This is a genomic window from Caballeronia telluris (assembly GCF_001544495.1).
In the GTDB taxonomy this organism is placed as follows: Bacteria; Pseudomonadota; Gammaproteobacteria; order Burkholderiales; family Burkholderiaceae; genus Caballeronia; species Caballeronia telluris.
In genome coordinates, this window is sequence record NZ_FCNZ02000008.1 from 1 (window position 1) to 21,619 (window position 21,619).

The window sequence follows — 21,619 nt, forward strand, 5'->3', positions numbered from 1 at the left end:
GGCGCGTCGCCATCAAGCGCCCACACTTATCGGCTGTTAGTTTTTAAAGAACATTCGCAAGAACCGGCGCCCCAACCTTCAGTCGCCTTTGAAGTTCAGCCGCTTAACTACCGCCGCCACCCCTTCCGTTCTGCGTCGCTGCATCAGCAGCAGAGAAGCGAGATTATGAAGAACGTTTCGCTTTTCGTCAACAGATTTTTTTCACTACCGAATCTGCTAACTTCGCCGCATCGCCCCGTCCCACAAGGCTTTGCGGCTCGCGCACCGCTCTCACTTCCCGCTTCCTTCGCCACTCATCGAGCAGCGAAGGAACGGAATTCTAGTGCCCACCCGCACGTTGCGCAAGCGCTTTTTCAAAGAATTTTTATTAGCGCCCCGCCCCCTGTAAAACCGCCCACACAATGGCTTGCCATGCCGGTCGCCGAAGAGCGGTAAAAGCAGCCGCATAGCGACTACAATTAAAGGTTCTCCGCCTCTGATCATTCCAAACCATATGCGCTCGCGAATCGCCAAACGCCTTCCCCCGGACGCCGACAAGCTCGTCGGCCTCGCACTCGCATTGTTCGCGTCGGGCAGTCGCATCGAAGATCGTTTCTGGGAGACGCGTCTCGACGCGCTTCTCGCGAAGATCGTGCGCAACGGCAATCAGACGACGCTCGACGCCGCACTCGACCATCTTCAGCAAAATCATCCCGATGCGTACGGCGCGCTGGCCGACATGGCCGAGACGCACAGCGAGTCGTTCGCGCTCGACCTGGACGGCGTGCCGCACGAGGCGCTGCTGGTCGCGGCGCCGGTGCTCGCCTGGACGCGCTATGCGATTCCGTCGGGGCCGCTCAAAAGCGATGTCGCCGACGCGCTGCGCACGCAGATGCAGGCACACGTGCTGGCCGCCAGCGCGCGCGTCGCCGTGGCGCCCTATCTGTACAGCATCGATCAGTTGCCGCGTCACCACGTCGATACCGCGCGGCTCGCGCAACAACTCGTGCAAACGGCGCTGGGCGGTCCCGCCGCGCGCCTGAATCTGTCGGATTTGCCCGAAACGTCGCCGATTCTCGCCGATCCGCGTTTCCTGCTCGCTGTCGCCGTCGTGCCGACGGGCGCGCCGCTCTTTCGCTGGCAGGAGGACGAAAACGGCGGACGCATCGAGCGCGGCCAGTGCCTGGAACAATGGACAGCGCAAGGCGGCCCGAACTTCGCCGCCATCCTCCCCGGCTGCGAATTCGAATGCCTGCTGCCGGACGCCTATTACTCCGCCTGCCGCGATGCCGACGAGCAAGTTCGCCCGCACACCGTGCGCACGGCCGTCCGCTACCTCTTCGACACGCTCGGCGCGGCGCCTCAGGAATTGCGCGCGGTGATCGCCGGCTTCGGCGAACGGCGCGTCGACGAATATCGCGTCGGCTTCACGCGCCGCGGCAGCAATGACGTGATGTACGGCGTCGTCTGGCCGCTCTATGGGCGCGAAAACGGCGAGATCGGCATTGAAGACGAGGCCGTCGACCTGGAAGGCGCCGACGGCCCGGTCGAGGAAATCGTCGCGTTGCTGAAAAAGGCAGGCGTCTCCGACGTGCGTCGTCACGCCGGCCGCTTCGAACCGGAATATTGCGACGACTGCGGCGTGCCGCTCTACGCCGACCCCCTCGGCGAGATCGTTCACGCGGAAATGCCCGAGGACGCCGAACCGGCGCAACCGCACTTTCATTGACCTTCGAGCACGGCCATGGCCGACTCGCTGCACGAAAAGCCCCGCGGCCGCGGGGCTTTTCTTTTTCCGCAGCGGATGTGCGTTTGGCCTATTCCTTCTGGACAGGGCGCCAAAACGGCCGCTTTTTGTCACCATTGATCCTGCGATGCACTGATCGTCGCGGACGGCCTTCCAAGAGTAGGCCGCCAATCCATAACCATAAGAGAGGCGAATATGAAAGTCACATTGATCAATTCCGACGCGGAGCGCCGCGCAGGGCTCAAGACCCTTCTGCGGCACATCGACCGTCAAGGGCACTTCAACGAAGCAAAGGACTGGCGACAGGCGCGGCACGCCGTCCAGCGCCTCGATCCCGATCTCATCGTGATCGACTGGCAGGAGAACATGAACCCCGCCGATCTGCACGACCTGCTGCGCACTTGCCCTGGCACTCCCGCCGCCGTCGTGGTCGACGACGTCTCGGGCGGCCACGCGCGGCGGCTCCTCATGGCGGGAGCGATCGGCGTGGTGCCGAGGAGTCTCGATCCGCATCTGCTGGTCCGCGCACTGGAGATGGTGTTGCTCGGCGGTCACTATGTTCCGGCGGGCGCACTCGATCCGGATCTCGCCCTCGACACCGCCCCGCGGCGCTTTCCCGAACCCGTGAAGCTGATGCGAAGCGCCGGGCGTTGCGCCACGCTCTCGCCGCGTCAACAGCAGATCATGCGCTGCGTTCACATGGGTAATACGAACAAGGTCATCGCGAAGACACTTGGCATCAGCGAAGGCACGGTCAAGATCCATCTGGCAAGCATCTTCCAGCAGCTCGGCGCCGTGAACCGCGCCGCCGCCGTCGCGATCTATAACGGCTGGCAGAACGGCTGCCTCGAAGTCCTGCGTCCCGAACACGAGACCCGGGCCCGGCCCGCGCTCGGCGAACCCGGCCCGGTGCCGCTGCGCACCGCGAACGCGCGTTACCCCGATCCGGCCGCAAACGATTCGCAACTCCTGCTCGCGGCGGAACCCGAGAAGCCCTTCGGGCGCTGACGCAGCGTATCGCGGATCCGTCGCGACGAGCCCTTCGACGGCGCACACGTTTCACGCGCAGCGAGTAATATGCGGTTCATGGGGTTCTTCTATACACCGCTCCCGCTGTGGCTTGCATCCGGTGGCTGGATCGTCGCCGCGGTGCTGCTCGCGCTCGCGTTCATGCAGCGGCCCTTCCGCCGCCTGCAGGACGCCACGCTCCAGCATGTGTGGCTCGGCATCATCGTGGCCGTGACCGTGCTGTGGGCGTGCAACGCGTGGTTCGATGACGGCCCTGTCATTCATCTGCTCGGCGCTACGCTGATGGTCACGCTGTTCGACTGGCAGCTCGCGCTCATCGGCATGGCCGCGACAACTGCGCTCGCCGCGGTCGTACTCGACGCCTCCTGGCTCACCGCGCCCATCACGTATCTGTTATTCGGCGCGTTGCCGGTCGGCATCTCGGCCGTGCTCGAACGCGCGAGCAACGCGTGGCTCCCGCGCAATCTCCTCACCTTCATCATCGGCCACGGCTTCATCGTTTCCGCGATTGCGGTGGCCGCCGCCTGTGGGGCGATGGTGCTCTTCGAGATGGGACTCGCGGGCAAGTCGATCCCGATCCCGCCCGCCTTCATCCGCGGGTCGCTGTTGCTCTGCGCCGGCGAGGCCCTCTTCACCGGGCTGCTCACGATCCTGATCTCAGTGTACAAGCCCGCCTGGATCACGACCTACGATCTCCGGCGCTATCGTCTCGACCGCGGACCGCGTGTCTGAGGGGCGCCGCTGCGGCCTTTGCCCACGCACTTCGCAGGCAAGGCGCCGCACAAATTGCGATAAGATGGAACTCCTTCCCCTCGTCGGGCATCTTATGTGCCTGTGTCTCTCTTGCGCCTAACTTGATGGAAAGTAATCACGCACCGCGCCGACTGCTTCGGCTCGTCGGCCGGTTGGCGGTATGCGCATCGATCGCATGCGCCGTCACCGCCTTTGCCGACACGCTCGACGAACGCAACGAACTCGTCCACCACTTCGTCACCGATTTCCAGGCCAACCCGCTGATCGCCGACTGCGCCGCGCACGGCAGCTTTGTCGCGAGCACGTCCACGGCGTTCGACCACGTCGAGTTCCCGGCCACTTCCTTCGATGCCTCGCATTCCACGCTCGTTCCATGGAACGATTCCTTCGACAACCACAAGCAGCGCGTCAAGGTCGACAACGTGGTGACGGTCGAAGGCCTCGGCGTGAGCAAGGGCGGCGACCGCGATCCGGCCACGCTGAAGTTCCGCTGCGGCTATGTCGGCAGCCAGATGCTCGCGTTCGGCTGGAACGATCCCGTGCCGCCAGCCAAGGCACGCGCGGAGCCGCGCTCGTCGAAGAGCAAGCACGGCACGAAGGGCAAGTCCAAATCGAAGGCGACGGGTTCGTCGAAGAAAACGACCGCCAAGAAGAAGCACTGAAACCGTCGCGGCGCGGAAAGCACAAGGGCGTGATCACCATCCGGCGATCACGCCCTTTTCGTTGGCAGTGCGGCGCGCTGCGCCGGAAAATCAGAACGCCTCGACGTGCCGCAGGATCGCGTGCAACATCGACGCGCCCAGTGCCGCGCTGCGCTCGCCGTTCCAGCCGACGCGCTCGTCGGGCAGATTGGCGTTGTCCTTGAACGGCATTTCGAGTGTCAGCGACAGGCATCCGTACTTGTTGCCGATGTACTTCGACGCCAGCTTCAGCGCATCTGTCTGATACTTGCTCGACTCGTAGCCGTGCACGTCCTGGAAGTCCGGGCTCGCCTGCTTGAAGAATTCGAGAAACGCGGCCTGTTCCTTCGCCTGCCTGTCGGTAAAGCCCGGCAGCATCTCCGATCCCGCCACGAACACGTAGGGAATGGCTTCGTCGCCGTGAATATCGAAGAAGAGATCGCAGCCGGTCGCCGCGATCGCCTCGCGCACGCACAGCACTTCCGGACTCCGCGCGGCGTCCGGCTCCATCCATTCGCGATTCAGGTTCGCGCCCGCCGCGTTGGTGCGCAGGTTGCCGAGCACGCTGCCGTCCGGATTCATGTTCGGCACGATATGGAACACGGCCTGATCGAACAGCTTGCGCGCGACCGGGTCGCCCGCCCAGTCGCCCCAGCCCGCGAGCCGCTTGACCAGCCCTTCGACGAACCATTCCGCCATCGTCTCGCCCGGATGCTGGCGCGCGATGATCCAGATGTTCTTCTTCGGCGCCGCAGCGCCCACGCCCGGCACGCCGAGCGTGAGCAGCGACATCGGCCGGCCCTGCACGGTCTGGCCGATCTCGGTGAGCGTCGCGTGCGGCATCTGCTGGACGGCGCCGAGAAACTCGGCGTGGCGCTCCTCACTGTACGGCTCGAAATACGCGTAGTAGATGCGATCGAAATCCGGCGTGTGATCGATCGTCATCACGCGGCCGTCGTAGGTCGTCGGCACGCGGAACCAGTTCACGCGATCGTAGCTCGCCACCGCCTGGTAGTCTCGCCAGCCCTCCGCGAACGCGCAGTCCGCGGCGTTCTCGAAGGTCATCACGAGGCGCTCGCCGCGCGCTCCCGACACGCGAAAGTAGAACCATTGCGCGAATTCCGCGTGGCTGTCGGGGCGCACGCGCAGACGGATGTCCTCGGGACGCTCGGCTGACACGACGACAATCGCGCCCGCGTCGAAGTTGCTCGTAATCGAAATGCTCATGACGTTTTCCTTACCCTGGTCCCATGCAAACTGCGGTTCGATGAATCGGTGATCACTCGGCAATACGCCGGCGAAACACGTACGTCTCATCGTTCGATGCCTTCCGGTCGAACGCGTAGCCTTCGCTGTCGAAGGCCTTCAGCGCTTCCGGTTCGTCGATGCGATTTTCCACCGCATAACGCGCCATCATCCCGCGTGCGCGTTTCGCGTGGAAGCTGATGATCTTGTAGCGGCCGGCTTTCCAGTCTTCGAAGACGGGCGAAATCACGGGCGCGTCCAGCAGCTTCGGCTTCACCGATTTGAAATACTCCTCCGACGCGCAGTTGATCAGCACGCGCGCGCCGCGCTGCTTCTTCAGTTGCGCGTTGAGCGCCGCCGTGATCCGCTCGCCCCAGAACGCGTACAGATCGCGCCCGCGCGCGTTCGCCAACTTCGTTCCCATCTCCAGCCGATACGGTTGCAGCAAATCGAGCGGCCTCAGCAAGCCGTACAGCCCGGACAGCACGCGAACGTGGTTCTGCGCGTAGTCGAGATCGCTTGCCGACAGCGTTTTCGCGGCGAATCCTTCGTACACGTCGCCGTTGAAGGCGAGCATCGCCTGCTTGGCGTTGTCCGCGGTGAAGCGCGTAGACCAGTCCGCGTAACGCTGAAAGTTCAGATGCGCGAGCGGGTCGGAAATGCGCATCATGGTGCCGATCTGCTGCGGCGAGAGCTTCCTCAGGCCGTCGATGAGTTCGGCTGCATCGTCGATGAATTCGGGGAGCGTGTGCTTCCTGACATGCGGCGGGGTCTCGTAGTCGAGCGATTTGGCTGGCGAAAGAACGATTATCATGGAGGCTCGCCGGCGCGCCGCCGACGATCAAGGACACAAACCCCAGATTGTATCGAATGGAAAATTCCTCCGCGATGCCCGCGCTTTGCGAGACCGCGCCCGTTCCGGTCGTGCTGGATTCGAATGTGTGGATCGACATCCTCGTCTTCGACGATCCCGCCGCGCGGCCGATCCGCGCCGCGCTCGAAGCGCGCACCATCGAAGCGCTGATCGACGCGCGCTGTCTCAACGAACTCACGCACGTGCTCGACTATCCGCAGTTCGTGCGCATGGGCGTCGACAAGGCGGCGGCGCTCGATACGCTCGCGCGGCTCTCGCAGTTGATCGCGCCCGCGCCGCCCGCCGACGAACGGCCGCTGCCAAAGTGCCGCGACCGCGACGACCAGAAGTTTCTCGAACTCGCGCATGCGTCGAAGGCGCAATGGCTCGTCTCGAAGGATCGCGCGGTGCTGAAGCTCGCCCGTCGTACCGCGCGCGACTTCGGGTTTCAGATCGCGCAGCCCGCGCCGTTCGTCGCGGCGCTGGGCTTTACGCCGGAAATCGAACCGGCCACTGCTGTTTAGAATAGAACACTGATCGCTCAAAGAACGCACACGCCAAGCCACCATGAACGCCACGCACGAACTTCCCCAAACGCCCGCCGAACTGAGCTTTCCTTCGCGCCTGCCGCAGGTCGGCACGACTATCTTCACCGTGATGAGCGCGCTCGCCGCGCAAAAAGGCGCGGTCAATCTCGGCCAGGGCTTCCCCGATTTCGATTGCGATCCGCGCATCGTCGACGCCGTCGCCACCGCGATGCGCGACGGCCACAACCAGTATCCGCCGATGGCCGGCACCGCGCCCTTGCGCCAGGCGATCGCCGCGAAGATCGACCGGCTCTACGGCCGCCAGTACGACGCCGACCGCGAGATCACCGTGACCGCCGGCGCGACGCAGGCGCTCTTGACCGCGATCCTCTGCTGCGTGCATCCGGGCGACGAAGTCATCGTGATCGAGCCGATGTACGACAGCTACGTGCCGTCGATCGAACTCGCGGGCGGCAAGCCGGTGTTCGTCTCGCTGGAGGCGCCGGACTACGCACTGCCCTTCGACAAGATCGCCGCCGCGATCACGCCGAAAACGCGCCTCGTGATGATCAACACGCCGCACAATCCGACCGGCCGCGTCTGGCGCGAAGCGGACATGCGAAAGCTCGAGGAGATAGTGAGCGGCACGAACGTGCTCATCCTCTCGGACGAAGTCTACGAACACATGGTCTACGACGGCGCGCCGCACGAGAGCGTCTCGCGCTATCCGGAACTGGCGAAGCGCAGCTTCGTCGTGTCGAGCTTCGGCAAGACGTTTCATGTGACGGGCTGGAAGATCGGCTACGTGGCCGCGCCGACCGCGCTCACCGCCGAATTCCGCAAGGTGCACCAGTTCAACGTGTTCACCGTGAACACGCCGATGCAGGTCGGCCTCGCGCACTATCTCGAAGACCCGGCGCCCTACATGAACCTGCCCGCGTTCTATCAGAAAAAGCGCGACTTCTTCCGCGCGGGCCTGGCGAACACGCGCTTCAAGATGCTGCCCTGCGACGGCACGTACTTCCAGTGCGTCGATTATTCGGCGATCAGCGACTTGCCGGAAGCCGAATTCGCGCAATGGCTCACGAGCGAGATCGGCGTCGCGGCCATTCCCGTATCGGCGTTCTATCACGAGAGCCATGAATCCGGCGTCGTGCGCTTTTGCTTCGCGAAGAAGGAAGAGACGCTGCAACTCGCGCTCGACCGCCTCGCGAAGCTCTGAACCGGGGCGCGGGTGATGCAGGTCCGCGCTTCGTCATCCGCGCTTTTGCGCCTCCATATACGCGAGCCGGTCCGCCGTCACCTTCTGCGCGGCCGGCCGCTCGCCGATCGTCTTGCCGTGCGTCTTCCAGTCGATGCCGGCATCGAGCAGGAAATCCCTCCCATACACGGCCTTCGTCGCCAGCCCGACGAGCGGCAGGCTCACGAACGCGCACACATCGGCGATACTGAAGGCCGGACCCGCGACATAAGGCGCGAACTTCGCGATCCGCGCGAATCCCGCGACATGCCGTGTCAGCAGTTTCTCGACGCGCGATTTCGTGTAGTCGGTCACGGTGCCGCCGAAGAACGCCTGCTTGTACAGATCGCGCGCGACGAGTTCCAGATGCAGGTCGATGAACGTCGCAAGCTCGCGCTCTTTCGCGGCCTGGTAAGGATCGGCGGCGAAGATGGGTTTGTCGGGATGCGCGCTCGCCAGATAGTCGACGATCACCTGCGACTCGCAAAGCGGTCCCGCGTCGGTTTCGATATAGGGCACCTTGCCAAGCGGCGAGCGCGCGAGCGTCGCCTCGTCCTGGCCGAAACCGGCGGCCACTTCCTCGAACGCAATGCCGTGCTCCAGCAAGATGAACTTCACCTTGTTGAAGTAATTGGACAACGGGAACCCGTACAGCCTGATCATGCGATATCTCCTTTGTTCGTCGCTCGCGTTCTATCGCGTTCTACATTGCCGGACCTGAAACATCTCATAAAAATGCACGACCGTGCTAATCTAATTGCATCAGGAGTCGATCCACACCATGAGCTTTCGCGATCTTCAGGTTGAGACAATCGGTATCGTCGGCAGCGGCGCGATGGGACGCGGCATCGCGCAGATCGCGGCGCAGGGCGGCCTGACCGTGCGTCTCTTCGATACCAACCCGCAAGCCGTCGCCGCTGCCCGCGACTATCTCTCCGACACCCTGAACAAACTTGCCGCAAAAGGCAAGCTGAAGGAAGCGGACGCGCACGCCGCCCTCGCCCGCGTCCACGCCGCCGCGCAAACCAGCGATCTCGCGGACTGTGACGTCGTGATCGAGGCGATCGTCGAGAAACTCGATGTGAAGCGCGAACTCTTTCGCGAGCTCGAAGCCGTGGTCGGCGAGCGTTGCATTCTGGCGTCGAATACGTCCTCGCTTTCGATCACCGCGATCGCGGCGGGCTGCGCGCGTCCGGAGCGCGTCGCGGGCTTTCACTTCTTCAACCCGGTGCCGCTGATGAAGGTCGTCGAAGTGATCGACGGCCTGCGCGGCGACCCAGGCGCCGGCGACGCGCTGATGGACCTCGCGCGCCGCATGGGCCACACGCCGGTGCGCGCGAAGGACATGCCCGGTTTCATCGTCAATCACGCCGGACGCGGGATGAATACCGAAGGCCTGCGCATCGCAAGCGAAGGCGTGGCGAGTTTCGCTGACATCGACCGCATCATGCGCGAGCAGGCGGGCTTCAGGCTCGGACCGTTCGAACTGCTCGACCTGACCGCGCTCGATGTCTCGCATCCGGTGATGGAGTCGATCTATCACCAGTTCTATGAGGAGCCGCGCTTCACGCCCTCGCCGATCACCGGCACGCGGCTCGCGGGCGGCCTGATCGGACGCAAGGCGGGCGAAGGCTTCTACAAGTACGTCGACGGCAACAAGCAGATGCCGGACGAAGCGCCCGCGCCGACCGCCCTGCCGCAACGCGTCTGGATCAGCCGCGTGTCGCACGGCGCGCGCGAGCAAGTGCTGAAGCTGATCGCGAAATCCGATGCCGCCGTTCACATCGACACCGGCAACACGCCCGCGCCGGATTCGCTGATCGTCGTGACGCCGCTCGGCTTCGATGCGACCACGGCGGCCGTCGCCGAGAATCTGGACGCGACGCGCGTCGTCGCCATCGACACCTTGTTTGCGCTCGACACCGTCGCGCGCCGCACGATCATGACGACGCCCGCGACCACGCCCGCCATGCGCGACGCCGCGCACGCGCTCTTCGCCGCCGACGGCGTGCCCGTCACCGTGATTCGCGATTCGACCGGCTTCGTCGCGCAACGCGTGGTGGCGACGATCGTCAACATCGGTTGCGACATCGCGCAGCAGCGGATCGCGTCGCCGGAAGATATCGATCTCGCCGTGACGCTCGGCCTCGGTTACCCGAAAGGGCCGCTCGCGCTCGGCGATGCGCTCGGTGCGAAGACGATCCTCGCGATCCTGCGCAATATTTATAGCGTGCTCGGCGATCCGCGCTACCGGCCGTCGCCCTGGCTCGCGCGCCGCGCGCAACTCGGCCTTTCTCTCACCCATAGCGAGGATTAAGCGATGAGCGCCGAACTCCTGACCGACCGTCCCGCAGGCAGCGACACCACGCTCGTCCTCAAGCTCTCGAACCCCGGCGCGAAGAATGCGCTGCACCCGGACATGTACGCCGCCGGCATCGAGGCGCTCAACACCGCCGAGCGCGACACCTCGGTGCGCGCGATCGTGCTGACGGGCGCCGACAACTTCTTCTGCGCGGGCGGCAACCTGAACCGGCTGCTGGAAAACCGCGCGAAGGACCCGTCCGTGCAGGCGGAAAGCATCGATCTGCTCGGCGAATGGATCAGCGCGATCCGGGCGTCGTCGAAGCCGGTGATCGCGGCCGTCGAGGGCGCGGCGGCGGGCGCGGGCTTTTCGCTCGCGCTCGCGTGCGACCTGATCGTGTCCGCCGACGACGCGAAGTTCGTCATGTCCTACGCGCGCGTCGGCCTGACGCCGGACGGCGGCGGCTCGTGGTTCCTCACACGCGCGCTGCCGCGCGCGCTCGCCAGCGAGATCCTGCTGGAAGCGAAGCCGATCGGCGCGGTGCGTCTCTACGACGTCGGCGTCGTCAACCGATTGACGCGCCGTGGCACCGCGCTGGATTCGGCCGTCGCCTGGGCCGACGATCTCGGCAGCATGTCGCCGAAAGCGCTCGCGCGCATCAAGTCGCTGATCGCCGCCGCCGACGTGCAGCCGCTCGCCGCGCATCTCGACGCCGAGCGCGACAGCTTCGTCGATGCGCTGCATCACGGCGACGCGCTCGAAGGCATCAGCGCGTTCCTCGAGAAACGCCAGCCGAACTACAAATGAGCGCCTATCAATTGCCGAAACGCCGCCGCATCTTCCTGATGCGTCACGGCGACGTCACCTATTTCGACGACACCGGCCGCGCGATCGATCCCGTCAGCGTGCCCTTGAACGAACGCGGCCGCGAGGAGGCGAGCGCGGCCGGCCGCGCGTTCGCGGCGGAAGGCGTGCGCTTCGATCGCGTGATCGCGAGCGGCTTGCCGCGCACGGTCGAAACCGCGCGGCGCGTGCTGGATGCAAGCGGCCAGTCCGTCGAAATCGAAATCTGGCCGGAATGGGAAGAGATTCGCGGCGGGCATCTGAAGAACCTCTCGACCGACGATATCGAGCGCGCGTTTCTCTCGGTGTTCGACGGCGTCGTGCCGGAAGAGACGCAGTTCCTCGGCGGCGAAACGATCGGGCAATTGCTCGACCGCGCGCTGCCCGCGATAACGCGTCTGCGCGAAGACACCCGCTGGGACACCGTGCTGCTCGTGCTGCATGGCGGCGTGAATCGCGCGCTGCTTTCGCATGCGATCACGGCGGGCGGTCGTGCGTTCTTCGGGCATCTGTCGCAGGCGACGGGTTGCATCAACGCGCTCGACGTCGGCGAGAAACCGGGCGACTTTGTCATCCACGCGATCAACCATTCGCCGCCCTCGCCGCTTCACACCGGCGTGCGCAACACGACGATGGAACTGCTCTACGCGCAGTTCCTCAAGTTCAAGACGAATCTTATGAAGTGACGTCGGAATTCGGTCCGCTCACAGAGCATCGCCAGAAGATGCGGAGCGGATCGTCACATGGAGGAGACAATGTCAGACAGCGCCGGCCATGAGCCGCAGGATTACTCCGCGTTCGAAGGAACACGGCCAGTCAACGAGCAAGCGGGCTTCGACCCGCATGCGCTCGCCGCGTGGCTCGGCGCGCACGTCGACGGCTTCGAGGGACCGCTCGCGATCGAGCAGTTCGCGGGCGGCCAGTCCAATCCCACGTTCAAGCTGAATACGCCCGCGCGCAGTTACGTGATGCGCTCCAAACCGGGGCCCGTTGCCAAGCTGCTGCCGTCCGCGCACGCGATCGAGCGCGAATATCGCGTGATGGACGCGCTGGCGCGCACCGATGTCCCCGTGGCGAAAATGATCGCACTCTGCGACGACGAAAGCGTGATCGGCCGCGCGTTCTACGTGATGGAATTCGTCGGGGGCCGCGTGCTGTGGGACCAGTCGCTGCCCGGCATGACGCCTTCGGAGCGCGGTGCGATCTACGACGAGATGAATCGCGTGATCGCGGCGCTGCATTCGGTCGATCCGGCCGCCGCGGGTCTCGCCGATTACGGTAAGCCGGGCAACTACTTCGAGCGTCAGATCGGGCGCTGGAGCAAACAGTACGTCGCCTCCGAAACGGAGCCGATCGAAGCGATGAACCGGCTCATCGACTGGCTGCCGAAGCACATTCCGCGCGGCGCGTCGGCGGCGAGCGAACGCGTCTCGATCGTGCACGGCGACTATCGCCTCGACAATCTCATCTTTCATCCAACCGAGCCGCGCGTGCTCGCCGTGCTCGACTGGGAACTGTCGACGCTCGGCGATCCCCTCGCCGATTTCGCCTATCACTGCATGGCGTGGCACGTCGATCCGTCGCAGTTTCGCGGCATCGCGGGCCTCGACTGGCCCGCGCTCGGCATCCCCGACGAAAAGGCGTATGTCGCGCGGTATTGCGAGCGCACCGGCTTGACGATCGAAGGCGACTGGAACTTCTATCTCGCCTACAACATGTTCCGCATCGCCGCGATCCTGCAAGGGATCATGAAGCGCGTCACGGAAGGCACCGCATCGAGCGCGCAGGCCGTGGACGCCGGCCGGCGCGCGAAGCCGATGGCCGAGCTCGCCTGGCTTTATGCGCAGAAAGTCGGTGTCTGAGTGGAATCAAAGACAAGGAATCGCATGAATTTCGACTACACACCGAAGGTTCAGGAACTGCGCGAGAAACTGCTCGCGTTCTTCGATGCGCACATTTATCCGAACGAGCGCGCATTCATCGACGAGATCGCGGCCAATCGCGCGAACGGCAATGCCTGGATTCCGACGCAGCTCATCGAAACGCTGAAGGAGCAGGCGCGCGAGGCCGGCTTGTGGAATCTGTTCCTGCCCGCATCCGGACGCGGCGCGGGACTCACGAACCTGGAATACGCGCCGCTGTGCGAGATCATGGGCCGCGTGCCGTGGGCGCCCGAAGTGTTCAACTGCAACGCGCCCGACACGGGCAACATGGAAACGATCGAGCGCTACGGCAGCGACGAGCAAAAGCTGCAATGGCTCGAGCCGCTCCTGCGCGGCGAGATCCGCTCGGCGTTCCTGATGACGGAGCCGGAAGTGGCGTCGTCGGATGCGACGAACATCCAGTGCAGCATCACGCGCGATGGCGACAGCTACGTGATCGACGGCCACAAGTGGTGGTCGTCGGGCGCGGGCGATCCGCGGTGCAAGGTCTACATCGTGATGGGCAAGACCGACCCCGACGCGCCGAAACACCAGCAGCAGTCGATGATCCTCGTTCCCGCCGATGCGAGCGGCATCACCGTGCATCGGCCGCTCAACGTCTTCGGTTACGACGACGCGCCGCACGGCCACATGGACATCACGCTCGACAACGTGCGCGTGCCGGCTTCGAACATCCTGCTCGGCGAGGGCCGCGGCTTCGAGATCGCGCAAGGCCGGCTCGGGCCCGGCCGCATTCACCATTGCATGCGGCTGATCGGCCTTGCGGAGCGCGCGCTGGAACTGATGGCGAAGCGCACGCTCGCGCGCGTCGCGTTCGGCAAGCCGATTGCGCAACACGGCGTCACGCGGGAGCGCATCGCCGAGGCGCGCATCATGATCGAGCAGGCGCGTCTCCTCACGCTGAAGGCGGCGTACATGATGGACACCGTCGGCAACAAGGGCGCGCGCGGCGAGATCGCGATGATCAAGGTGGTCGCGCCGAACATCGCGTGCCAGGTGATCGACTGGGCGATTCAGGCGCACGGCGCCGCGGGCGTCTGCGACGATTTTCCGCTCGCGTACGCGTATGCGTCGGCGCGCACGCTGCGTCTCGCGGACGGCCCGGACGAAGTGCATCGCAATGCCATCGCGAAGCTCGAACTCTCGCGGTACATGGAGCCGCATCGCTGAACGCGTCGACGGGCCGGTTCTGCACGTCGCATCGAAACATGCTCTAATTTTTCGCTTGCGTGAGCGGCGGCCGCGCGCATCGGGCGGCCGCCGGAATCGTCCAACCGGATTCAAGGAGCGGAAATGATCGACGTCTATAGCTGGGCCACGCCCAACGGTCACAAGATCCACGTGATGCTCGAGGAGACGGGCCTCGACTACAAGGCGCACGCCGTCGACATCGGCGCGGGCGACCAGTTCGCACCCGACTTTCTCGCGATCAGCCCGAACAACAAGATCCCGGCGATCATCGACAACGACGGCCCCGAAGGCAAGCCGCTCGCTTTGTTTGAATCGGGCGCGATCCTCGTCTATCTCGCCGAGAAGACCGGCCAGTTCCTGCCCGCCGATCCCGTCGGCCGGTACACGACGCTGCAATGGCTGATGTTCCAGATGGGCAGCATCGGACCGATGCTCGGGCAGACGCATCACTTTCGCAATTACGCGCCGCAGCAGATCGACTACGCGGTGAACCGCTATACGAACGAGGCGAAGCGGCTGTACGGCGTGATGGACAAGCAGCTCGGCGTCACCCGTTATCTCGCGGGCAACGAATACACGATCGCCGATATCGCCACGTTTCCGTGGACGCGCTCCTGGCAGAATCAGGGCATCGTGCTCGACGAATTCCCCAACGTGAAGCGTTGGTTCGATGCGATCGCGCAACGGCCGGCGGTGCAACGCGGCGTCGAGGTGCTGGCGTCGGAACGCAAGCCGTTCACGGACAAGGAAAAGGAAGTGTTGTTCGGCGCGACGCAATACGCGAAGCATTGACCCCGGCCGGGCCGCGCGCTCCGACGCTCAAAAGTAGTGGCGCGTGATGAACTCCGCCACGCAGACGGGCCGCTCCGCGCCCTGCCGCTCCACCGTCACGAGCCAGATCGCCTGCACGCCGCCTTCGTCGACATCGACCGTCTTCTCGATGGCGAACGTCGCGCGCAGCATTGATCCCACCGGCACCGGCGCCATGAATCGCACGCGGTTCAGGCCGTAGTTCACGCCCATCCGCGCATCGAGCGGCACAGCGCGCCCGAGCCACATCGGCACGAGCGCGAGCGTCAGAAAACCATGCGCGATGGCGCCGCCGAACGGCGATTCGCGCGCCGCGCGTTCTGGATCGACGTGAATCCACTGGTGGTCGCCGGTTGCATCGGCGAACAGGTTCACGCGCGTCTGGTCGATCTCCGTCCATTCGCTCGCGTAGCTTGCGCTGCCGGTTGCCGCGTGAAAATCCGCCGCGCTGCAAAGGCGCGCGGGACTCATCGGCTCGCCGCCGGATTGCGCAGGCCGAAGAGCGCTGCCGAATCGACGGTCAGCACGAGCTCGCCGTTCTGGTTGTGCGCTTCCCAGCGCGTCGCGACGATGCCGCGATCCGGCTTGCTCGCGGAGACGCGCTTGTCGAGAACGCGCACGGTGAGCCGCACCGTATCGCCGACGCGCACCGGCTTGAGCCAGCGAATGTTGTCGAGGCCGGGCGAACCCATCGACGTCGAATCGCGCAGCATGTCGCGCACAAGAATGCCCATCATCGCGGAACAGGTGTTCCAGCCGCTCGCGACGAGTCCGCCGAAGTGCGACGCCTTGCCCGCTTCGTCGGACACATGAAACGGCTGCGGATCGTAACGCTCGGCAAACTCGACGATTTCCTCGCGCGTGAACGTATGCGCGGAAAGCGTCACCGCCGAGCCGACTTCGAAATCTTCATAGCTGAATGTCATGCATGTCTCCTTGTGATCGAAGGCTAGATATCAGTGTCCGCGAAAGCCGGCAGCGATGCAAAACGCGCGAGATGGTGATCGACGTCGCCGAGCGTCGTTTCGATGATCGACAGCCGCTTGAACCAGTGCGCCGCCGCCACTTCGTTCGTCACGCCCATGCCGCCGTGAAGCTGCACCGCCTGCTGCCCGACGAAGCGCGCGGCCTGTCCGACGCGCGCCTTCGCCGCGGAAATCGCCTGTCGACGCACATCGGAGTCGGGGCTCGCGTAGCGCGCGGCCGCGAGATAAGTGATCGAGCGCGCCTGCTCGGCGTGGATCAACATGTCGACCATGCGATGCTGCAGCGCCTGAAAGCGCGCGATCGGCGTGCCGAACTGCTGGCGGTCTTTCGTGTAGTCGACGGTTGCCGTGTTCAGCGCATCCAGTGCGCCGAGCGCTTCCGCGCAGAGCAAAAAAGTCGCGTAGTCGGCGATCTGCTCGAAGGTCGCCGCGCCCGTGTGCGCATCGCCCAGGCGCGCGGCCGGAGTATCGGCGAACTTGAGCGTCGCGGCACGCTGGCCGTCGATCGTCCGGTATTCGGTGACGTTCGCGTTCGCGGCGTCGCGCGCGATCACGAACAGCGCGACTTCGCCGTCGAGCCGCGCCGGCACGATCCAGAAGTCGGCCTGCGCGCCGTGCTGCACGATCGACTTTTCGCCGGTCAGCTCGAAGGCGTCGCCCGCGGGACGCGCGGTCGTTCGGACATCGAACAGGTCGTAGCGGGCGCGCGGTTCGTGGAACGCCACGGCCAGTTTGATCTCGCCTTGCGCGGCGCGTTCGAGCAGCGCGTTCTCGTGCGGCGCATTCTCGTGGGCCACGAGCCGCAACGCCTCGATGCCCACGGCCGTCGCCCAATAAGGCTCGACGACGAGCGAGCGCCCCAGTTCCTGCATGACGACGAGCATGTCGAAGGCGCCGCCATCGAAACCGCCCTGCGCCTCGGGCACCGGCAGCGCGGTCAAGCCTAGCTCGGCAAACGCGCGCCAGTGCCGCTCATCGACGCCCGCCTCGGAGGCGACGATCTTCTGGCGCGCATCGAAGCCGTATTCATTGTCGAGATAGCGACGCAGCGCATCGCGAAGCTGCTGCTGTTCGTCCGTGAAATTGAAGTCCATGCGCCGCTCCTCACAGTCCCAGCATCATCTGCGCGATGATGTTCTTTTGGATTTCGTTCGAGCCGCCGTAGATCGACGTCTTGCGGAAGTTGAAGTAATACGCGGCGAGCGGCGCGGCGGCGTCGTCGCCGGCTGCGCTGTGGGCGCGCTCGCCTTCGAGATACGCCGGATCGAACGCGGCGGCCTGCGGCCCGACCGCTTCGACCATCAGTTCGGTCAGCGCCTGCTGGATTTCGGTGCCCTTGATCTTGAGCATCGACGCTTCCGGTCCCGGGCCGCGCCCTTCTGCCTCGCTCGCGACGACGCGTTGCACCGTCACTTCCAGCGCCATCAGTTCGATCTCTAGCGCGGCGATCTTCGCGGCAAACAGGGGATCGCGCAGCAGCGGCTTGCCGTTTTTCGTCTGATCGAGCGCGAGACTCTTGAGAAACGCGAGTTCGCGCTTCGACTGCCCGACGCGCGCGATGCCCGTGCGCTCGTGGCCGAGCAGATATTTCGCGTAGGTCCAGCCGCGGTTCTCATCGCCGACCCGGTTTTCGACCGGCACCTTCACGTCTGCGAAGAAGACTTCGTTGACTTCGTGATCCTCATCGAGCGTGATGATCGGGCGCACGGTGATGCCCGGCGTCTGCATGTCGATCAGCAGGAACGAGATGCCTTCCTGCTTTTTCGCGGACGAATCGGTGCGCACGAGGCAGAACATCATGTCGGCGTGCTGGCCGAGCGTCGTCCAGGTCTTCTGGCCGTTGACGATGTAGTGGTCGCCCGCGCGCTCGGCCCGCGTTCTCAGCGAGGCGAGATCGGAGCCGGAACCGGGCTCCGAATACCCTTGGCACCACCAGTCGGAGCCGTCGAGGATGCGCGGCAGATAGCGGGCCTTTTGCGCGTCGGTGCCGTATTTCATCAGGACCGGCGCGACCATCGACACCCCGAACGGCAATACGCCCGGCGCGCCGGCGCGGGCGCATTCTTCGTCCCAGATGTGGCGCTGCGTTGCGTCCCAGCCGGGGCCGCCATATTCCGTAGGCCACGCGACCACCGACCACCCGCGCGCGCCGAGCAGCTTGTGCCAGCTCGCGTAGTCGTCGCGATTGAGTCGTTTGTGATGGAGTACCTTGTCGCGCAGCTCGTGCGGCAGGTTGGCTCCGAGCCAGGTGCGGATCTCGGCGCGAAAGGCGTCGTCCGCGGGGGAGTAGTTCAGGTCCATGCGCGTCTCCTGTCATGGCCGGTTTCGGCCGACTGAGAGACACCGCGACGAACGCTACTGCAGCGGTTCTTTCAATGCAGCCGGAACAGGCAGCGGCATCACGTCGATGCCTTCTTCGAGCAACGCGTGCGCGTCTTCGGGCGTGGCGACACCCCGAATATTGCGCGCCGGCGCTTCGTTGTAATGCATGCGCCGCGCTTCCTCGGCGAAACGCTCCCCGACGTTCTCAGACTTCTCAAGCACCTCGCGCAAAAACCGCAGCGCACGGGCCTGGAGTGCGTTTGCATCGGGCTCGGCGCCCTTCGCTTGCGGCTGCGAAGGCGCGCTGTCATTCCGGCTCGACGACAAATTCAGGCGCGGCGCCGACGGCATGCGGCTCACCTCGACTGTCGAGCAGACCGGACACGCGACCAGTCCACGCGACAATTGCGATTCGAACTCTTCGGTTGAAGCAAACCAGCCTTCAAAACGATGTTCGTGGGAGCACTTTAAATCGAGGACCTTCATGCTGATGGGGAGCTTTGCTCGAGTTTATCGCAAAAACGCGTTTTGTGAACGATCGTTCGTAAAACGCAGATCGAAGACGCTGGCCGTCATAACCGGCGGGCGGGAGGCATGATTTTAGCCCTTTGGCCTTCTCCCTGCCGACGTGCGACCGGAAGCCCCAAAAAAACGGCCAGGGAAATCACCCTGGCCGCTTTCTTGTTCGCGCGTTCAACGGATTCATCCGCCGATCGGATCGCCGAGTTGCCACTCGCCCGACAGGATCTTCTCCACCCAGAACGCGCCGATGATCGTCTTCACGTCGCTGATACGGCCGCTCTTCACCCACTCCGCGAGCTGCGTCTGGTCGGCGATGAAGGTTTCCAGGAACTCGCCGTCGTCGAGCTTGCGCTCGCCTTCGATCAGGCCGCGCGCGAGGTAGAGATCGATGAATTCGGTCGAATACGAAATGACCGGATGGATGCGCGTCAGGAAAAACCATTCACGCGCTTCATATCCGGTCTCTTCCCGCAGTTCGCGCTTGGCGCAAGTCAGTTCGTCCTCGTGCGGATCGATCTTGCCCGCCGGAAATTCGACCAGCACCTTGCCGATCGGATAGCGGAACTGGCGTTCGAGCAGCACGCGGCCGTCGTCGAAGAGCGGGAGGATCATCACGGCGCCCGGATGCTCGACGAATTCGCGCGTCGCGTGTTTGCCATCGGGGAGTTCGACCGTATCGCACTTCACGGTCAGGAATTTGCCTTCGTGCAGCGTGACGCTTTCGACCGTCTTTTCGATCAGGCCGTTGTCGCTATCGGGGAAGGAGGAGTGATCAGCCATCGTGCGCCCTATGCGTAAGAGCCGCGACAGCGTGCGCTGTCAGCGGCGTTTGACGAGGTATTGAAACGTGAAGCCGGGAAACGCGAGCACGACGAACAGACTGAAGGTGATGGCGTAAAACTGCCAGCCCTGTTCGAAGCGATTGCCCGCGCGCGCTTCAAGCATAAAGCCGAGCGCGCCCACGACGAAATAGAGGACGATCAACTCGGCGATGCGGATCCAGGCGTTCTTCTTCGCCGCTCTTCGCCGCGTCGTGCCGGCGGATTGATTCGCGAGCGGAATCGGCACGACGGCGAACAGACGCTGGTTCAGGAACGGAAGGTTGGCGCCCGCGAGCGCCAACAACACGATAAACCAGCCCGCTGCCGACATCAGAACGAGAGCGTGTGCGTGATGGCCGTCAGGCACGCCGACATCAGCGGACCCGGGACCAGGCCGAGCACGAGCACGGCGAGGCCGTTGAACGCGAGCAGGCCGCGATTCAATCCGCCGGCGACGATCGGCGATGCGTCCTGCGGTGCGTCGAAGTACATCAGCTTGACGATGCGCAGGTAGTAGAACGCGCCAACCAGCGACGTCATCACGGCCAGCACGGCGAGCCACGTGAGGCCCGCGTTCATCGTCGCTTCGAGCACGGCGAGCTTCGCGTAGAAACCGACCGCCGGCGGAATGCCGGCGAGCGAGAACATCATGACCATCATCACGAACGCGAACACCGGGCTGCGCTGGTTGAGGCCCTTGAAGTCGTCGAGCGTTTCGGCTTCGAAATCGCGGCGTGCGAGCAGCATCACCACGCCGAACGTGCCGAGCGTCGTCACGAGATAGATGATGCTGTAGAACATCGCCGAACTGTACGCACCGGCCGCGCCCGTCAGCTTGCCGTCGACGACGCCCGCGAGCAGGCCTAGCAGCACGAAGCCCATGTTCGAGATCGCCGAATAGGCCAGCATCCGCTTGATGTTCTTCTGCACGATACCGGTGACGTTACCGACGATCAGCGAGAGCGCAGCAAGAATCACCAGCATCTCTTGCCAGTCGACAGCGAGCGGCAACAGGCCCATCACCAGGAAACGCAGGCCCCACGCGAACGCCGCAACCTTCGGGCCGCCGCCGGTGAGCAGCGTCATGGCGGTCGGCGCGCCCTGATAGACGTCCGGCACCCACATGTGGAACGGCACCGCGCCCATCTTGAACGCCACGCCGGCTACGACGAAGATCACGCCGAAGAGCAGCACCGCGTCGTTGATATGGCCCGACGCGATCGCCTTCAGCACTTCGTTCAGTTCGAGCGAGCCGGTCGCGCCGTACAGCATCGAGATGCCGTAGAGCAGGAAGCCCGATGCGAGCGCGCCGAGCACGTAATACTTCATCGCCGATTCGTTCGCCTGCGGCGCATCCTTGCGCAGCGCGATGACCGCATACAGCGACAGCGACATCAGTTCGAGGCCGAGATACAGCATCAGGAAGTTGTTGCCCGAAATCATCACGCACTGGCCGAGCAGCGAAAAGAGGCCAAGCAGGAAGAAGTCGCCGCGGAACAGGTCGCGGTCTTCCAGATACTTCTTCGAGTAGATGATCGACACCGCGTAGCCCAAGCACACCACCGCCTTCATCGCGCTCGCGAACGAATCCACGACGTACATGCGCGAGAAGAAGTAATGCGGCACCGGATCGAGGGCGACGAACGCGAACCACACGCCGACGACGAGCGTCGACACCACGGAAATCAGGTAGGTGACGCGACGGCTCGGCACGCCGAAGATCGTGTCGTTCAACCAGGCCACGACGATCGCCAGCATCAGGATCGTGTCGGGCAACAAGGCACTCATAGGGGCGTTTTGCATGATCTTTTAATTCCTCCGCACGA

The 21,619-nt window shown here is 64.4% G+C and carries 24 protein-coding genes; 13 read left to right on the forward strand and 11 right to left on the reverse strand.

Annotation, left to right across the window (positions count from 1 at the left end; all coding sequences use genetic code 11):
* From AWB66_RS34345 to AWB66_RS11890, 5 genes are all read left to right on the forward strand, one after another.
* The coding region (locus AWB66_RS34345) for a hypothetical protein (RefSeq protein ID WP_235021093.1) at positions 1–435 on the forward strand (435 nt) is incomplete at its 5' end.
* A 58-nt stretch (positions 436–493) separates the two neighbouring features.
* Entirely contained in the window at positions 494–1,708 is a 1,215-nt protein-coding gene (locus tag AWB66_RS11875; protein WP_087630501.1) for a DUF2863 family protein, read from the forward strand.
* A 213-nt stretch (positions 1,709–1,921) separates the two neighbouring features.
* A complete protein-coding gene (locus AWB66_RS11880; RefSeq protein ID WP_087630502.1) occupies positions 1,922–2,734 on the forward strand; it encodes a LuxR C-terminal-related transcriptional regulator in 813 nt (270 codons plus the stop codon).
* Positions 2,735–2,812: 78 nt separating this feature from the next.
* Positions 2,813–3,487, forward strand: a complete 675-nt coding sequence (locus AWB66_RS11885; RefSeq protein WP_087630712.1) for a hypothetical protein — start codon at positions 2,813–2,815, stop codon at positions 3,485–3,487.
* A 125-nt stretch (positions 3,488–3,612) separates the two neighbouring features.
* Positions 3,613–4,170 carry a BspC domain-containing protein gene (locus AWB66_RS11890; RefSeq protein WP_087630503.1) on the forward strand — a complete coding sequence of 186 codons (558 nt, stop codon included), beginning with the start codon at positions 3,613–3,615 and terminating at the stop codon, positions 4,168–4,170.
* 90 nt (positions 4,171–4,260) lie between these two features.
* Here the strand turns inward: AWB66_RS11890 and AWB66_RS11895 are convergent, their stop codons facing one another.
* Positions 4,261–5,415: a M14 family metallopeptidase gene (locus tag AWB66_RS11895; RefSeq protein WP_087630504.1), complete on the reverse strand. Its 1,155-nt coding sequence runs from the start codon at positions 5,413–5,415 to the stop codon at positions 4,261–4,263.
* Positions 5,416–5,467: 52 nt separating this feature from the next.
* Positions 5,468–6,247 (reverse strand): peroxide stress protein YaaA, encoded by a 780-nt coding sequence (gene yaaA, locus AWB66_RS11900; protein ID WP_087630505.1) that lies wholly within the window; start codon positions 6,245–6,247, stop codon positions 5,468–5,470.
* 56 nt (positions 6,248–6,303) lie between these two features.
* On the opposite strand from yaaA, the gene AWB66_RS11905 reads away from it, so the two are divergent.
* Both AWB66_RS11905 and AWB66_RS11910 read left to right on the forward strand, forming a co-directional pair.
* A complete protein-coding gene (locus tag AWB66_RS11905; protein ID WP_087630506.1) occupies positions 6,304–6,810 on the forward strand; it encodes a putative toxin-antitoxin system toxin component, PIN family in 507 nt (168 codons plus the stop codon).
* Positions 6,811–6,853: 43 nt separating this feature from the next.
* Positions 6,854–8,035: a pyridoxal phosphate-dependent aminotransferase gene (locus AWB66_RS11910; protein ID WP_087630507.1), complete on the forward strand. Its 1,182-nt coding sequence runs from the start codon at positions 6,854–6,856 to the stop codon at positions 8,033–8,035.
* A 33-nt stretch (positions 8,036–8,068) separates the two neighbouring features.
* Here AWB66_RS11910 and AWB66_RS11915 read toward each other — a convergent pair whose 3' ends face one another.
* Positions 8,069–8,716, reverse strand: a complete 648-nt coding sequence (locus AWB66_RS11915; protein ID WP_087630508.1) for a glutathione S-transferase family protein — start codon at positions 8,714–8,716, stop codon at positions 8,069–8,071.
* Positions 8,717–8,834: 118 nt separating this feature from the next.
* Between AWB66_RS11915 and AWB66_RS11920 the strand changes: the two genes are divergently transcribed.
* The 6 genes from AWB66_RS11920 to AWB66_RS11945 all read left to right on the forward strand — a co-directional run bounded on the left by AWB66_RS11920 (position 8,835) and on the right by AWB66_RS11945 (position 15,124).
* The gene (locus AWB66_RS11920) at positions 8,835–10,370 is read left to right on the forward strand and encodes a 3-hydroxyacyl-CoA dehydrogenase (protein ID WP_087630509.1); all 1,536 of its coding nucleotides are present in this window, start codon (positions 8,835–8,837) and stop codon (positions 10,368–10,370) included.
* 3 nt (positions 10,371–10,373) lie between these two features.
* The gene (locus tag AWB66_RS11925) at positions 10,374–11,162 is read left to right on the forward strand and encodes an oxepin-CoA hydrolase, alternative type (RefSeq protein ID WP_087630510.1); all 789 of its coding nucleotides are present in this window, start codon (positions 10,374–10,376) and stop codon (positions 11,160–11,162) included.
* Positions 11,159–11,884 (forward strand): histidine phosphatase family protein, encoded by a 726-nt coding sequence (locus AWB66_RS11930; RefSeq protein ID WP_087630511.1) that lies wholly within the window; start codon positions 11,159–11,161, stop codon positions 11,882–11,884. Before AWB66_RS11925 ends, AWB66_RS11930 begins: the two co-directional genes overlap by 4 nt.
* A 69-nt stretch (positions 11,885–11,953) precedes the next feature.
* Positions 11,954–13,060 (forward strand): phosphotransferase, encoded by a 1,107-nt coding sequence (locus AWB66_RS11935; RefSeq protein WP_087630512.1) that lies wholly within the window; start codon positions 11,954–11,956, stop codon positions 13,058–13,060.
* A gap of 24 nt (positions 13,061–13,084) precedes the next feature.
* On the forward strand, positions 13,085–14,311 hold the full coding sequence (locus AWB66_RS11940) for an acyl-CoA dehydrogenase family protein (protein WP_087630513.1): 1,227 nt from the start codon (positions 13,085–13,087) through the stop codon (positions 14,309–14,311).
* A gap of 123 nt (positions 14,312–14,434) precedes the next feature.
* On the forward strand, positions 14,435–15,124 hold the full coding sequence (locus tag AWB66_RS11945) for a glutathione binding-like protein (RefSeq protein WP_087630514.1): 690 nt from the start codon (positions 14,435–14,437) through the stop codon (positions 15,122–15,124).
* Between the two features lie 27 nt (positions 15,125–15,151).
* Here the strand turns inward: AWB66_RS11945 and AWB66_RS11950 are convergent, their stop codons facing one another.
* The 8 genes from AWB66_RS11950 to nuoN all read right to left on the reverse strand — a co-directional run bounded on the left by AWB66_RS11950 (position 15,152) and on the right by nuoN (position 21,596).
* Complete coding sequence (locus tag AWB66_RS11950; protein ID WP_087630515.1) at positions 15,152–15,613, reverse strand: MaoC family dehydratase; 462 nt, start codon at positions 15,611–15,613, stop codon at positions 15,152–15,154.
* Positions 15,610–16,068 (reverse strand): MaoC family dehydratase, encoded by a 459-nt coding sequence (locus tag AWB66_RS11955; RefSeq protein ID WP_087630516.1) that lies wholly within the window; start codon positions 16,066–16,068, stop codon positions 15,610–15,612. Before AWB66_RS11955 ends, AWB66_RS11950 begins: the two co-directional genes overlap by 4 nt.
* A 23-nt stretch (positions 16,069–16,091) precedes the next feature.
* The gene (locus AWB66_RS11960; RefSeq protein ID WP_087630517.1) at positions 16,092–17,222 is read right to left on the reverse strand and encodes an acyl-CoA dehydrogenase family protein; all 1,131 of its coding nucleotides are present in this window, start codon (positions 17,220–17,222) and stop codon (positions 16,092–16,094) included.
* Between the two features lie 10 nt (positions 17,223–17,232).
* Positions 17,233–18,429 carry an acyl-CoA dehydrogenase family protein gene (locus AWB66_RS11965; protein ID WP_087630518.1) on the reverse strand — a complete coding sequence of 399 codons (1,197 nt, stop codon included), beginning with the start codon at positions 18,427–18,429 and terminating at the stop codon, positions 17,233–17,235.
* 54 nt (positions 18,430–18,483) lie between these two features.
* Complete coding sequence (locus AWB66_RS11970; protein WP_087630519.1) at positions 18,484–18,936, reverse strand: DUF1178 family protein; 453 nt, start codon at positions 18,934–18,936, stop codon at positions 18,484–18,486.
* Positions 18,937–19,152: 216 nt separating this feature from the next.
* The gene (locus AWB66_RS11975; protein ID WP_087630520.1) at positions 19,153–19,752 is read right to left on the reverse strand and encodes an NUDIX domain-containing protein; all 600 of its coding nucleotides are present in this window, start codon (positions 19,750–19,752) and stop codon (positions 19,153–19,155) included.
* A 39-nt stretch (positions 19,753–19,791) separates the two neighbouring features.
* Positions 19,792–20,124, reverse strand: coding sequence for a DUF2818 family protein (locus tag AWB66_RS11980; RefSeq protein ID WP_087630521.1), 333 nt, complete (start codon positions 20,122–20,124; stop codon positions 19,792–19,794).
* Entirely contained in the window at positions 20,124–21,596 is a 1,473-nt protein-coding gene (nuoN, locus tag AWB66_RS11985) for an NADH-quinone oxidoreductase subunit NuoN (protein WP_087630522.1), read from the reverse strand. Before nuoN ends, AWB66_RS11980 begins: the two co-directional genes overlap by 1 nt.
* Positions 21,597–21,619 lie beyond the last annotated feature (23 nt).